General features: G+C 67.6%; 7 protein-coding genes. 3 read left to right on the forward strand and 4 right to left on the reverse strand.

All coding sequences use genetic code 11. The features are described from left to right. Nucleotides 1-8 precede the first annotated feature (8 nt). Together ACI2JO_RS13245 and ACI2JO_RS13250 are read right to left on the reverse strand one after the other, a co-directional pair. Entirely contained in the window at nt 9-1,493 is a 1,485-nt protein-coding gene (locus ACI2JO_RS13245; protein WP_404721165.1) for a putative 2OG-Fe(II) oxygenase, read from the reverse strand. Nucleotides 1,494-1,848: 355 nt separating this feature from the next. Then, the gene (locus tag ACI2JO_RS13250) at nt 1,849-5,034 is read right to left on the reverse strand and encodes a TonB-dependent receptor domain-containing protein (protein ID WP_404721166.1); all 3,186 of its coding nucleotides are present in this window, start codon (nt 5,032-5,034) and stop codon (nt 1,849-1,851) included. Nucleotides 5,035-5,248: 214 nt separating this feature from the next. Here ACI2JO_RS13250 and ACI2JO_RS13255 point away from each other — a divergent pair, with 214 nt between their 5' ends. Further along, entirely contained in the window at nt 5,249-5,743 is a 495-nt protein-coding gene (locus ACI2JO_RS13255; protein WP_404721167.1) for a hypothetical protein, read from the forward strand. A 251-nt stretch (nt 5,744-5,994) separates the two neighbouring features. Continuing rightward, complete coding sequence (locus tag ACI2JO_RS13260; protein ID WP_404721168.1) at nt 5,995-8,955, forward strand: TonB-dependent receptor domain-containing protein; 2,961 nt, start codon at nt 5,995-5,997, stop codon at nt 8,953-8,955. A gap of 63 nt (nt 8,956-9,018) precedes the next feature. On the opposite strand, the gene ACI2JO_RS13265 is transcribed toward ACI2JO_RS13260, so the two are convergent. Beyond that, a complete protein-coding gene (locus tag ACI2JO_RS13265) occupies nt 9,019-10,779 on the reverse strand; it encodes a von Willebrand factor type A domain-containing protein (protein ID WP_404721169.1) in 1,761 nt (586 codons plus the stop codon). A 180-nt stretch (nt 10,780-10,959) separates the two neighbouring features. Between ACI2JO_RS13265 and ACI2JO_RS13270 the strand changes: the two genes are divergently transcribed. Next, nucleotides 10,960-11,520 (forward strand): septal ring lytic transglycosylase RlpA family protein, encoded by a 561-nt coding sequence (locus ACI2JO_RS13270; protein ID WP_404721170.1) that lies wholly within the window; start codon nt 10,960-10,962, stop codon nt 11,518-11,520. Nucleotides 11,521-11,568: 48 nt separating this feature from the next. Here ACI2JO_RS13270 and ACI2JO_RS13275 read toward each other — a convergent pair whose 3' ends face one another. Next, a complete protein-coding gene (locus tag ACI2JO_RS13275; protein ID WP_404721171.1) occupies nt 11,569-14,625 on the reverse strand; it encodes a TonB-dependent receptor domain-containing protein in 3,057 nt (1,018 codons plus the stop codon). Nucleotides 14,626-14,723 lie beyond the last annotated feature (98 nt).

The raw sequence follows: 14,723 nt of genomic DNA on the forward strand, positions 1-14,723 counted from the left end.
CGGCAATCCTAGACCGGCGGGCGCGCGATGTCGAAGGCGACGGTCAGCCGCTCGCCGGCCGCGAACGCGTGCGTGCGGTGCCACATATAGGACGGGAACAGCACCAGCCGCCCCGGCTGCGGCGCGATCGTCTGCCACGGCGCGAGCGTGTCGCCGAGCAACGTCGGGGCATCGCCGAGGCTGAGCCAGCCCGCCTGCGGCGTGTCGTCCGGCTGCGCGTCGGGGAGCGCGACGTAGCAGGCCGAGCTGATCCAGCCCGCCGGATGGACGTGGTCGACATGATGCCCGCGATCGGTGAGCCGCACCGACCATGATCCGGCGAAACGCAGCGCATCGCGGCGCGGCGCGCGCAGCGGATGCGCGGGATCGGCGGGCGGCAGGTCGGCGACATAATCGGCGACCGCCGCGCGCACCGCGTCGCGCAGCCGCACGATCGCCGCATCCTGCCGCGCGAACAACGGGCCGTCGGTCTGCGTGCCGCCGCGCAGCGACTGGTCGAGCGGTGCGGCGATCGTGCGGTGGAGCATGCGCAGCGTCGCGGCAAGCTCGTCGACCGGGCCTAGCTGCGCCGAGAGATCGAAGACACGCACGAACGCCCCGCCCCGCTCCAGCCAGTCGCTGCGCGGGTCGCCGGTCAGCCGCCATGCCAGCGCGGCGAGCGGCCATAGATCGTGCGCCTCGCGCGTCAGCCGTCCTTCGAGCGCCGCGCGCGCGGCATCGGCGCGGCGCGCGCGCAGCAGATGACGGACGTAGCCGGGCAGCGCCTCGGCATCCGTGATCGGCAGGTGCGCGCGGTACAGGCGATCGGCCGCGGCGATCTCGCCGTCCTCGGACCAGCTACCGGCCTCGATGAGGTCGAGCGTGCGGCTCGCGCCGACCGCGGCGCGCGCCTGCGTCACGATGCGGCGTGCGGCGTCGGTCTGCCCGGCGCGCGCGACGGTCGCGGCATGGTCGCGCCACAGCACACCGTCGCGGGGGCGCGTCGCGAGCGCAGCGGCATAACCGGCGGCATAGTCCTGACGGTCGCCCGCCTGCCAGCGCAGCCGCGCGAGCGTGGCATGGCCGTCGTACCAGCCGGGATGCTGGCGCAGCACGCCGGCGAGGAAAGTGGCTGCGGCATCGCCCTGCCCTGCCGCGACCAGCGCGGCGGCGCGGCCGAGCATTACCCCGGCGTCGAGCGGCGCAAGCGCCAGCGCGCGGTCGAAGAGCGCGACCGCGGGGTCGCCCGCCTCGAGCGTGATGCGCGCCAGCGTGTGCGCGATCAGCGCGTCATCGGGTGCGAGCGTCGCGGCGCGGCGCGCGGCGGCGAGCGCGGCGGCGTGGTCCTGCGCCGAACGCTGCGCGGCGGCGAGCAATTGCCACAGCGCCGCATCGTCGGGGCTGCGGCCGAGCGCGGCGGTCAGCGCGGCGATCACGTCGGCCTCGCGCCACGTCGCGGTGGCGCGCGCGACCTGCGGGGCGAGCGTGGCGGCGGTGGCTGGCGTAGCGGACATGGTTTCGATCCGGTTGGCGGGGTGGGCGATCGTCCCCGTTTCGTCGCCCGGGGCTCCGCTTCTTCGTGGCGAGCAGGAGAAGAAGCGGGAGCCCGGATCAGGTCCGGGAGGACGGGGCAGTGTGATCCTTCGCGATCGAAACGCCACCGCGGCGAAGGCCGGGCGCTTGTCATCGGCGTCCCCCGACTGGACCCCGGCTTTCGCCGGGGTGACGGGGTTTGGAGCGGGTGGATCGACCTGATCCGTCATTGCGAGCGTAGCGAAGCAATGACGAACGAAGCGGCGGCAACCTCCCTCAACCAAAAAGGGGCGGGCCCGAAGACCCGCCCCTCTCTGTTTCGGCGCTGCCGGACCCTTACAGGTTCAGCGTCACGCCCGCGTAGATGTAACGGCCGAGCGCGTCGTAGACGCCCGGGAAGGTGTTGCCGTTACAGACCACGCCCGGGCACGCCTGCGAGCCGGTCAGCGGCGGCTCGCGGTCGAGCAGGTTGTTCGCGCCGAGGCGGAACGTGTACGCGTCGCTGACACGGAACGTCATCGCCAGGTCGAAGTAGCTCTGCACGCCCAGCTCGGCGAGACCCGGACGCGGAGTACCGCCCGGCGCCGGGCCGCTGGCGCCCGGGTTGTTGAGGTTCGAGTTCGGATCGGTCGCGTCGATCTTCACGTTGCCGAAGTAGCGCCACCGCACCGACAGACCCACGCCCGACGGCGAGCTGAAGCTGACGCGGGCATTGTGGCGCCATTCCGGGGTCGGCTGGAGACAGGTGGTGCCGAACAGGCCGACGCAGTCATACGAACCGCTGACGCCCGTGTCGGTGACCAGACGATCCAGCCACGTGCCGTTGAAGTTGAAGCCCAGCGAACCGAGCCCACCCAGCGGATACGAATAGCTGGCGCCGACGTCGATGCCGCGCGTCGCCAGACCACCGATGTTCTTGGTGGTGTTGGTGACATAGCCGTTCGGCGTCAGCCACAGCGAACCCGCCGCGTCACGATTGACCAGACCGCAGAACTCGGTGTTGAGCGTCGTGTTGCAGGCGTTGAGGATCGTGTCGGTGCCGATCGTGGTGACGGCGCCCTTCACCTTGATGTCGAAGAAGTCGACGGTCAGCGCGAAGCGCGGCAGGAACGACGGCTGCACCACCACACCCGCGGTGTAGGTGTCGGCAACTTCCGGCACCAGGTTAGGGTTGCCGCCGATCAGGCCGTTATACTGGCTCGACGGGTTCTCCGCGACGGTCTGCCCGACGCGCAGGCCCTGCAACAGACAGCCCTGGTCCGCCGCGGTCAGCACGCGGCCGGCGCACGGATCGCTGTTGCCGACGAGCGCGACGCGCTGCGGGGCGAACAGATCCTGGACGGTCGGCGCGCGGACGGCGCGGTTGTATCCGCCGCGGAAGCGGATGTCGCGGATCGGCGCGAACTCGCCCTCGATCTTGTAGGTGTCGGTCGAGAAGCCACGACCCGCCGAAGTCTTGTACGACGAGTAGCGATAGCCGCCGGTGAACGACAGGTTGTAGATGAAGCTGTCGAACACGACCGGGACGCGCAGCTCGCCGAACACTTCCTTGACGTTGAACGAGCCCGAGACCGGGAGCGTCGCCGCGCCCTGACCCGACAGGTCGCCGGTCTGGAAGGCCTGGTCGGTCTTCAGATCGAGCGCTTCCTTACGATATTCGGCGCCGATCGCGAGGCCGAGACCCTCGCTCGCCCACGGGCTCTTGATCCCGTATTCGCCGAGCTGGCCCGAGAAGCTGGCCGAGGCCACCTGCTCGCTGACGACGCCGCGCTGGAAGCCCGGGGTCGACAGATAAGCGACCGACTCCGGCGTCACGCTGTTGAGCGAGAAGACGTTGTAGGGAACGCAGTTCGGATCCTCACCGGTCAGCACCGAGCGGCAGACGGGTGCGCCGCCGTTCGGGTTCGACACGACGTCGAGCGCACGGCCGAGGCGCGTGATCGAGAAGTCGTTGAGGTAGGTTTCCGCGAAATTGGTGCGGCCGTACTGGTAGTAAGCGTCATACGACCAGGCGCTGCCCAGATCACCGCGCGACCCGAGCACGCCGCGGAAGCTGGTGTGCTGGAGATCGTCCTGACGCGCACCGCCCTCGACGTTGCGGCGGAAGGTCTGCAGATAGCCGCGGTTGTAGGCGGCACCCGTGGTGGGATCAAAGAAGGTGGCGGCCGTGGTGTCGCTGAAGACGCTCGGGTTGTAGATCGCCTGGCCGACGACGCGCTGGCCGGTCAGCTGGTTGGCGGCGCTGTTCGCGACGAGCAGGTTGTCGTTGCGGCAGACAAACGCGCGCTGCGCGGCGCCCAGCAGCGGGTTGTCGCAGTTGATCGAGGTGGTGTTGCCGAAATTGCCCGACGGCGCGATCTGCGCGACGGTGCGGTCGTCCATGAACATGAACTCGGCGTATGGCTTGATCGCGTTCGACACTTCGTAGTTCGCGAAGAAGCCGGCGGTGTAGCGCTCGTCAGGACGCTGGTAATAGTTCAGCGGGTTGAAGTTGAACGGCGTACGGCCCGCCGCGAACGTCCCGCCCTGACCGGGCTGGAAGAAGGTCGAGGTGAAATCGGCACCCGTACCGTCGAACGCGACGAACGAGCCCTGCGGCGAGGTCGCCGAACCGGCGCAGGCGTAAGGCCGGCCGGTGCTCTGCACCACCGACGCGGTGTTCGCGCTGAGCGAGCACGACGAATAGTCGCGGTTCGCCTGGAGCACGGCGTTGATCTTGCGGTAGCCGCCATAGGCGGTGATGTGGCCACGGCCGTCGTCGAAGCTGGTGCCGAACGCCGCGGTGACGTCGATCGTGCCGCCGTCGGTGGCCATGCCGCTCGGATAGCCGGCCGGCGCGCCATACGGCGAGCTGCTGTTGAGCGCGGGCAGAATGCCGCCGCCACCACGGTTGTTGTGGTTGAACAGCGAATACTGGCCGTCGAGGCGGAAGCCCTCGAAATCGGTGTCCATGACGAAGTTGACGACGCCGGTGACCGCGTCGGCACCGTACACCGACGAGGCGCCGCCGGTCAGCACGTCGACGCGCTTGATGATCGCGGCGGGGATGACGTTGATGTCGACCGCGGCCGAGGTGGGATCACCCGGGACGACGCGGCGGCCGTTGACCAGCACCAGGTTGCGCTCGGCGCCCAGGCCACGCAGGTTGATGGTGGCGATGCCGCTCGAACCGTTCGAGATGTTGCCGCTCTGCCCGGCGAACGCCTGCGGCAGCGAGTTGATCAGATCCTCGGTGCGCGTCGTGCCGGTCAGCTTGAACTCTTCGCTGTTAACGACGGTGACCGGGCTGGTCGCCTCGAGGTTCGGCGAGCGGATGCGCGAACCGGTGACGACGATGTCGCCGCCCTGTGCGGCCTTGTTGTCACCGTCGGCGTTCGCGACCGGTGCCTGACCCTCGAGCGGACCCGCGCTGGCGCCGGTCGGATCGTTCGCGACCTGCGCCGCGGCGGGCAGGCTGCCCAGCATCGCGCCGGCAACGATCGTGCTGGCGAGCAGTCGACGCCTCATCGAAATCGTCTTCATAAGACCCCCATTTTGGAATAGCCGTGTTCTATCGCGCCTTTAGATGGCAGCGCTTGGGTCGACGCTACGAACGGCGGAAATGATGGGCAATCTCAACTGGTCCTAAATGCAACGAAATTTTGCATCTGTTGCAGCCAAGTTACACTTTCTGACCTTTTGTGAGGGAAAAATGAGCAAATCCGCGGTGTCGCTGCCTATTTTTGGTGCAGTCCTGATGACTTGCGTGCCCGGCACGGCGTGGGCCGATCCCGCAATCGCCGACCGCAGCGGGGTTGCCGACGCGGTGATCCGGTGCCGCGCGATCACGAACGACAAGGAACGGCTGAAGTGTTTCGACGCCGCTGCGGGGGCGCTGAACGGCGCGATCGCCGCGCGGCAGGTGGTGGTGGTCGACCGCGCGAAGGTCGAGGCCGAGCGCCGCGCGCGGTTCGGCGAACGCCGCCGCGCCGCCGACCTGCCGACGTTGCAGGACGCCGACGGCAACCGGCTCGACACGCTGACCGGCAAGCTGGCGCAGGCCGCGCGGACCAGCGACGGCAACTGGAGCTTCACGCTGGCGGACGGGTCGCGCTGGGTCCAGACCGACGGGCAGACGTTCGCGGTCGCGCCGCGCGCCGGCGAGCCGGTGGTCGTCAAGCGCGCGGCGCTCGGCACGTACAAGCTGACGGTCGGCCGCCAGCCCGGCGTGCGGGTGCGGCGCCGGGCGTAGACAAATTCGACAGTAATACCGTTACATAGTCACGTCACATCACTTAATGGCACGTGTGTCCATCCGGACACACGTGCCATTTTATTGTTACTTTCGTTACGTCCTCAATTGCTTCCTACAACCCAGACTTCCTAGGATCATCGTGTCTGCTCTGAACGATAATTCTTTTTAGTGCGGGTTGTTTGCTCGATCCTGGGAAAGATCGGGTCAAATTGGGGGTTAACTGTATGAATATATTGAAAACACGTCTTTTGGCATCGGTATTGTCATCGGTGGTGGCCTGTGTCGCGTTGCCGGCGTGGGCGCAGACCGACGGCCAGGCCGATACCGCGGCGCCCGCCGCGGCAGATGCGCTGGTCAGCACGCCGACCGGCACGACCGATCCCAACGCCGGACAGGCCGGCGACGTGGTGGTAACCGGCACGCGCATCGCGCGCCCCGACCTGACGAGTTCGTCGCCGGTGCTCGTCGTCGGGCAGGATGCATTCCAGAACCGCAACTTCACCAACTTCGCCGACGTCGCGACGCAATTGCCGCAGTTTGCGGCGTCGTTCGGGTCGTCGCGCACACAATCGACCTTCTCGGGTGCGGCGACTTCGGGGCTCAACACCGTCAATCTGCGCAACCTGGGCGGCGGACGCACGCTGACGCTCATCAACGGCCGGCGCGTGCCGGGCGGCACGACCACGAGCACCGCGGTCGACTTCAACACGATCCCGTCGGCGAACATCGAACGGCTCGACATCCTGACCGGCGGCGCGGCGTCGATCTACGGTGCCGATGCGGTCGCGGGTGTCATCAATATCATCACCAAGCAGATCGACGGCTTCCAGGCCGGCGCGAGCTACGGGATCACCGAGCGTGGTGATAATCGCAACCCGAACGGTTATCTGATGTTCGGCAAAAAGTTCGAAAACGGCGGTGCGATAAACCTGACCGCGCAGGTCGACTATCAGGGCCGCGTCCAGTGCGCCTCGCGCGAGCTGTGCGCGCAGGACTTCTTCTGGTCGCCGCCGGCAGATCCGATCCGCGGCCCGGCTGCCTATTCGTCGGTCGGCCTCAACGGCACCTTCTTCCTTCCGGCGGGCAACGGGCTGGGTGCGGTCAATGCCACGCGTATCGGCAGCAGCACCAGCTTCACCGACGCCAACGGCAATCTGATCCCGTTCGTCGCCCGCCGCGACGGCTATAACCGCAACGGCACGCGCGACATCGCGATCCCGACGCGGCGCATCCTGTTCGCGGCATCGGCCGACTATCCGATCGCGAAGGGTGTCGATGCCTTCATGGAATTCAACTACGGCCAGAGCCAGACCACCGCGGCGTTCGAGGGGCATCCGTTCCAGTCGTCCGCGGCGGGCAGTCTGTTCGGCGGCGGGCCGGGTGTAACCGGGCTACAGGCCAGCATCCCGCTGCAGATCCAGTCGATCGCCGCGGACGGCGCGACCAGCACGATCGCCAACCCAATCATCCCGACCGCGATCTACAATGCGGCGCTGGCGCGCGGCGTCACGCAGCTCAACTGGCAGCAGCGCTTCGCGGCGTTTGACGATCGCGGGGCGGTGAACCGCCGCGACACGATCCGCGCGGTCGCCGGCGTCAAGGGCGACTTCAACGTCGGGTTCGGCCGCGACTGGAACTATGAAGTCTCGTACGTCTACGGCAGCACGAAGCTGGACTCGATCACCCGCGGTCTCGTCAGCACCCGCCAGCTTTATTACGGTCTGCGCACCCAGCAGGTGAACGGCACGCTGCAATGCGCCGACCCCGGCGCGCGCGCGACCGGCTGCGTGCCGATCAACCCGTTCCTCCCCTACACCGATGCGCAGCGCAAGGCGCTGACCGTGTCGGCGGGGCAGACCGGCGAGAGCGTGCTGCACGACGTCAACGCCTTCGTCTCCGGCGCGCTGTTCCGGCTGCCCGGCGGCGATCTGGCTTTCTCGGTCGGTGCCGAATATCGCACCTTCTCGGGCAATCTCGATTACGCCAGCCAGATCAACAACGCCGAGGTGACCGGCAACCAGATCGGCGACGTCGATTACGTCAAGACGCGCACCAAGGAAGCCTATGGCGAACTTTCGGCGCCGGTGCTGCGCGACATCACGCTGATCCACAAGCTGACGCTCGACGGCTCGTTCCGTTATTCGGCCCCGAGCGTCGGCGGCAGCTACCAGACGTGGCGCTATGGCGGCAGCTGGGAGCCGTTCGCGGGCCTCGTGCTGCGCGTCAACCGCGCCCGCGCGGTGCGCACCCCGGTGCCGGGCGAGCTGTCCGGCGTCGGCCAGGACTTCGGCACCGTGATTGATCCGTGCACTGCCACGGCGCGCACCGCCAACGCGACCCGCACCGCCAATTGCGCTGCGGACGGCGTGCCGGCCACCTATGCGCCGCCGATCAACGTCCAGCAGTCGGTCGCCGGCTTCGTCGGCGGCAATCCGAACCTGGCGCCGGAGCGCGCGACGACGCTGACCTATGGCTTCGCCTTCGCGCCGGACTTCCTGCCGGGCTTCTCGGTGACGGTCGACCGGTTCGAGATCAGCCTCGACGACATCATCAGCACCGTCGGGCGGCAGACCAAGGCCAACCAATGCTATGACACCACCGCGCGGCTGTTCTGCAGCGATCTGGTGCGCAGCACCAACCCGAACGTGCCGGGCGCGACCTGGGTCCTGACCGCGGTCAACGACCAGTTGATCAACGTCGCGGCGCTGAAGGTGAAGGGCGTCGACGTCACCGCCGCCTATACCGCGCCGCTGCTGGGCGGCCGGGCGGCGTTCAACGTGATCGGAACGCTCTACGACAAGGCCAGCCAGCGGACGTTGCCGGGTGAGCCGGAAGACGATCTGCTCGGCTTTGCCGGCGGCTCGACCTCCGACCAGGGCTATATCAAGTTCACCGGCAACGCGACGGCGAGCTGGACGAGCCAGGACGGCGTGGGGCTGACCTACAATATGCGCTATATCGGATCGGCGCGTAACAGCCCGTTCGCCGATCCGCAGATAGCGATCGGCGATCGCTTTTACCACAACGCCCGCGTGTCGTTCACGGTCAACGAGAACTACCAATTCTTCCTTGGCGTGAACAATATCGCCGATAGCAAGCCGCCGTTCTTCCCGAGCAGCACGGCGGGCACGCAGGCGCTCGACACGGTGCCGGCCTATTACGACATCTTCGGGCGTTCGTTCTATTCGGGTCTGCGCCTGACCTTCTAAGTGGCCATCCGCGCCAGATCGGGGGGAGCACGGGCAACCGTGCTCCCCCTTTTCATGCGCCGCTCACTCCCCGCTCGCCATCCCGGCGCGCTGCGCCTCGGCGAGCGTCGTCAGCTTCACGAACTCCTGCCGCCAGTAATCGCGCGGGCTGCCCGCCAGCCGGCGCGCGTCGGCGAAGGTGAAGCGGCCGAGATAGGCGTCGCCGCGCAGCTTCTGCCCATAGGCCGCGACCGCGGCGGCAAACGCCATGTCCCCGCTCGGCGCCCGCGCGGCGGCGAGCGCACTGGCCGGGATCGCGCGGGTCAGCTCGCGCGAGGTGGTGCCGTCGGGCAATTTGTAGCGCAGCTTGACGAAGCACGCCTCCGCCCCGCGCGGTGCGACCGCAGGCGGGCGGTTGGCGGCGTAGCGGCGCGCGGGCGTCCAGCCCGGCGATCCGGCCGGCACGACCTCGTAGAGCGCGGTCACCTGATGCCCCGCGCCCATGTCGCCGGCATCGACCGCGTCGTTGGTGAAATCCTCCTCGCGCAGCGCGCGGTTCTCGTAGCCGATCAGCCGATACTGGCTGATGCGCGCCGGATCGAACTCGACCTGCACCTTCACGTCCTTGGCGATCGTGACCAATGTCGCGGCCATCTCGTCGCCCAGCACCTTCTGCGCCTCCATCGCGCTGTCGATATAGGCGTAATTGCCGTTTCCGACGTCGGCGATCCGCTCCATCATCGCCTCGTTGTAATTGCCCGCGCCAAAGCCGAGCGTGGTGAGCGTGATGCCGTCGTCGCGGTTGCGCTTGACCAGTTGCTCCAGCGCCTTGGTATTGCTGACCCCGACGTTGAAGTCGCCGTCGGTGGCGAGGATGATGCGGTTGACCGCGCCCTTGCGGAAATGCGCGCGCGCGGTGGCATAGGCGAGTTCGATCCCCTGCCCGCCCGCGGTCGATCCGCCCGCGTCGAGGCACGCGAGCGCGGCGTCGACATACTTCTTCTGCGCGGTCGGCTCGAGCACGATCCCGGCGCTGCCGGCATAAGCGACGATCGCGACGCGGTCGTCGGGGCGCAGCCGGTCGGCGAGCCCGCGCAGCGCGGTCTTGACCAAGGGCAGCTTGTCGGGCTCCCCCATCGACCCCGAGGTGTCGACGAGGAAGACGAGGTTGACCGGCGGGCGCGTCGCCGCCGCCACGTCATAGCCGCGCAGCCCGATGCGGATCAGCCGCGTCGCCGGGTTCCACGGCGTGACCGCTACGTCGGTGGTAATGCTGAACGGCTGCGCGGCGTCGGCCGGGCGCGGATAATCGTAGCGGAAATAGTTGAGCAGCTCCTCGGTGCGCACCGCCTCGGACGGAACCGGCTGCCCCTTGGTCAGGAAGCGGCGGACATTGGCGTAGGAGCCGGTGTCGACGTCGACCGAGAAGGTCGAGACCGGGGTGGTCGCGGTGTCGGTGATCGTGGCGACCGGGCGACCGTCATAGCGCTCGGTGTTTTCGGGCGCGCCATAGGGGGCCGACGCGGCGGTGCGCGGTGACACGCGCGGCGCGGGCGGCGCAGCCGGCGCGATGGCCGGCGCTGCGGTGAAGACCGGTGCCGGGGTGGGGATGCTCTGTACCGACACCGGCGGCGGTGGTGGTGGTGGTGGTGGTGGAGGGGGCGGCGCGCCAGGGGCCGGCATGGCGATCCCCGACGTGCGGGAATAGAACCGTTCGGGCGCTACCGGCTTGCAGCGGACCGGCGAGCGCTCGGCGGCGCCGGCGCGCGCGGCGATGCCGGGCGGCGGGGCATTCGACAACAAGGCGGGCGCGATCAACAGCGCGATGACACGACGGACGAACATGGCGACTCCCCTTGCGCGAGCGCCTTGGCGGCCCCCGTCACCAGTCAGTCTAGGCGGGGCATGTGACGTTTCGCCAGTGGCTATGGGCAAGCGATATGGGTGGTCGATGGTCGCCACGGGCACAACAGCGCGCGCGTTCGCGGCATTGCTCACACTTCGATCGCCTTGTAGCGGAGGCGGATGCACGCGCTCCCCCGCCCCGCCTGGCTGATCGGCGCGCTGGCGCTGCTGCTCGGCGGTTGCGGCGGACGCTATCGCGCGGTCAGCGACACGCCGGTGACGATCGGGCGCCCCTATGTGGTGCGCGGCGTCAGCTATGTCCCCGCCGCCGCGCCCGATTACGACATGCTGGGGCGCGCGAGCTGGTATGGCGGCGAGAGCGGCAACCGCACCGCGCGCGGCGAGAAGTTCCGCCCCGGCTGGATCACCGCCGCGCACGCGACGCTGCCGCTGCCGAGCTATGTCGAGGTGACGTCGCTCGATACCGGGCGCGTGATCGTGGTGCGCGTCAACGATCGCGGGCCGTTCGCGCGCGGGCGGATCATCGATCTGTCGAAGGGCGCGGCGCAGGCGCTGGGCTTGCGCGACGCCGGGCATGGCGCGGTGCGGGTGCGCGTCGTCGCGCCATCCGAGCACGACCGCGAGCGGCTGCGCCACGGCAAGCCCGCCACCCCACGCCCGGATGCCGACCCGACAGCGCTGGCGTTCTGGCGATCGCAGCTGGCCGCATCGGGGATGTGAGTGAACCACCCTGTCGCCACGGCGACAGGGTGGTTGACCGGTTGCGCGTCAGAAACGCGCGGTCGCGCCGACGACGATCTGCCGCCCGAGCAGGTCGTAACGGAACAGGGTGTTGCTCCGCAGCAGCCCGAGCACGCTGCGCGAGTCCGGCAACAGCGGCGGATCGCGGTCGAACAGATTGTTCACCGCGAGCCGCAGCGTGAAGCGCTTGGCGACATCGAAGCTGGTCGAAAGATCGATGTAATCATAGGCGGGCACGCCGGTGTAGAAGCTGCGTACCTGCGGCTCGTTGCGCGGGATGCCGGTGTCGGCGGGTGAGTTATACCCGATCGTCATCGCCGAGGTGTGCCGCCAGTTGACCGAAACGTTGGTGGTCTTGTCGAGCGTCGTCCACGTCGCGCGCAACCCGTGCGCCCAGCGCGGCATGCTCTCGCCGCAACCCCCGCCATAATAGCCGACGCAATTGCGCGCCGTCGCATCGGGCGAGTCCTGGTTGCCGACGCGCGTGGTCAGCGACCCGTTGAAGGACGTGTCGAGCGTGCCGACCGCGCCGAGTCCCACCGTATATTGCGCCTGGAAATCCCAGCCGTGCGCCTGCGACTTGTAGCCGTTGCTGGTGCCCCGCGCGAAATAGCCGCTGGTGGGATTGCCGGTCGCGGCGCTGTCGAGCCGGAACGTGCCCGGGGTGCGAACGACGCCGCGGCAATAATATTGCAGCCCGGTGGTCAGACACCCGTCAAGGAAGTCGTTGACCTGGAAGTAGTTGATCGAATCATTCAGGTTGATGATGAAACGGTCGGCCGACACCGTCAGGCCCTTCAGAACACGCGGGCGCAGGATGACGCCGAACGTCTTGGTATAGGCCGTCTCCGGCTTCAGGTTGAACCCGCCGCTGCGGATCGTGCAACTGTTGTCGAGGCAGCTGAGCGCCGCGCTGCCGTACAGATTGTCGGGCAGTCCGGTGCGGCGGCATTGCTCCAGTGATGCCGTCGGAGCAATACGGACGTTCGGGTCCGATGAATTGGGGTCGGGCGTCGAGGCGCACGGGTCGTTACGGCCATTTCGATCGTAATAGATGTTGCTCGCCTGATCGGCCTCGATCACGGTCGGCGCGCGCTGCGCCTTGTTGAACGAGGCGCGGAAGCCGATGTCCGCGATCGGCCCCCAGACGCCCTCGACCTTCCAGGTGTTGAACGTGCCGTTCAGGCGGTTGTACTTCGACACGCGATAGCCGGCATTGACCTGTAGCTGATCGGTATAGGGCTTGTTCTCGATCAGCGGGACCTGCACCTCGATATTGGATTCGAGCACATTCTGCGTGAAGCGCTGATCGCTGCCGCCATTGGTCTGGCGGAACTGCGCGTCGGCGCCACTCTTGTAGAGTTCGGCGCGAAACTCGCTCGCGATCGCGACTGCGATCCCCTGTTCGGCGAGCGGCGAGGTGAGCCCGTATTTGCCGAGGTCACCGTTCAGCACCGCCAGTGCCTGCCACATCAGCGAGGTGCTGTTCTGCGTGCCGTCGACGCTGGTGTACAGATAATTGTTGAGCGCGAGATCATTGTTATACGGGCGGAAGGCATTGAACGGCACGCAGGCGCGATCAAGGCCGCTGACCACCGACGCGCAGGTCGGCACACCGCCGACGTTAACGACGTTGAGCGAACGGTTGACGCGGTCGAAATCGGGCTGCGCCGGATAGATCGACTTCGCCTTGAGCAGCGAATAGACACCGGCAATGTCGTAGCTCCACGCATCGTCGAGCACCCGGCCGCGCAAGCCGCCGGCAATGCGCGCGCCGCGGTTCTCGAAGCCGGTCGCAACCAGCGGCGCACCATCAAAGCGGTAGCGGAGGTCGAGCGGCACGAGCCCGCTGGTCGCCGTTCCACACAGCGTCGTACGCTGCGATGCCGACAGAAACGGATTGTCGCAGTTCACCTGATAGGGCGTGTTGCCATAGACGCTGTACGAATAGACGCGGTTGGGCAGCGTGTTGAACGATCGGTCGCGATAGAACATCGCGGTCGAATAGAGTTCGATCTCGTCGGAGATCCGCGCGGTGACGAACGCACCGGTATTGATGCGGTTGAAGTTGCGCTGGAACGCCAGATTGTCGAACGGATCGGTCGCGGTGCCGCGGCCGGAATTGTACGGCAGCAGCGTGCCCGAGCCGTTCGGGTTGTTGACGAGCGTACTGCCCCGCCCGATCCCGCCGGGGACGATCGTACCGACCTGCGTGTAGGTGCTGCGCGTGCAGCTGAGCGCGCCGGTCGCGATGGTCTGCGACACTTCGCACGCCGACAGCGAGCGATCGTCGAGGCTCACCTGATCCGAGCGGCGGTAATTGGCATAGCCCGAGATGCTGAGCGCACCATCGAGGAAGGTCTTGCCCGCCGACAGCGTGACGTTCGCGCGGCCGCCATCATTCGCCCAGCCGCGCGCCGACGGGAAGAAGGCGCGATCGGCCGCGGCGGTCACCGCATTGGCGTTGTTGTAATGATTGAAGAAGCTGTAGTTGCCGGTCAGCGAGACGCCGTTATAGTCCTTCTTCAGCACGAAGTTGACCACACCGGCGACCGCATCCGAGCCATAGACCGAGGAAGCGCCGCCCGACAGAACGTCAATCCGCTCGACCAGCTCGTTGGGGATCAGGCTGACATCCATGCCGTTCTGGATGCCGAGCCGCAGCCCGTCGACCAGTGTCAACGTGCGCTCGAACCCGAGGCTGCGCAGCTTGATGCGCTGGCGCCCGTCGGAATCGGCGTAATTCTGCTCGGCATTCGCCTGCACCTGCGGCAGGCGATTGAGCACTTCCTCGATCGTGGTCGCGCCCTGCGCCGCGATCTCGGCAGCGGTGGTCGTGGTGATCGGCGCGGCGGAGCGGTTGTTCGGCCGCGTGATGCGCGTGCCGGTGACGATCACTTCGTTCGTCATTGACCGCCCGGCATCCTTGTCCGTGGCGACATCGGCTGCCAGCTTGGCGGACGCGACCGGATCGCCGATCGCCGTATTCGGTGCCGTATCCGTCTGCGCCGTCGCCATCGACGGCATCGCAACCAATGCAGCCAAGCAGCAGCCGCTGGCCAGCAAACCCTTCATCACCATCATCAAAAGTCCCCCTTGCTTCCCGAGCGTCCGGGGGGACCTGCCTCGCCGCCTTTTCGGCTGGCTTGTTCGTCTGACTGGCTAATCCCCCCGGCCTCAGC

Origin of the sequence: Sphingomonas sp. NPDC079357 (assembly GCF_044901155.1) — a bacterium.
GTDB lineage: Bacteria > Pseudomonadota > Alphaproteobacteria > Sphingomonadales > Sphingomonadaceae > Sphingomonas.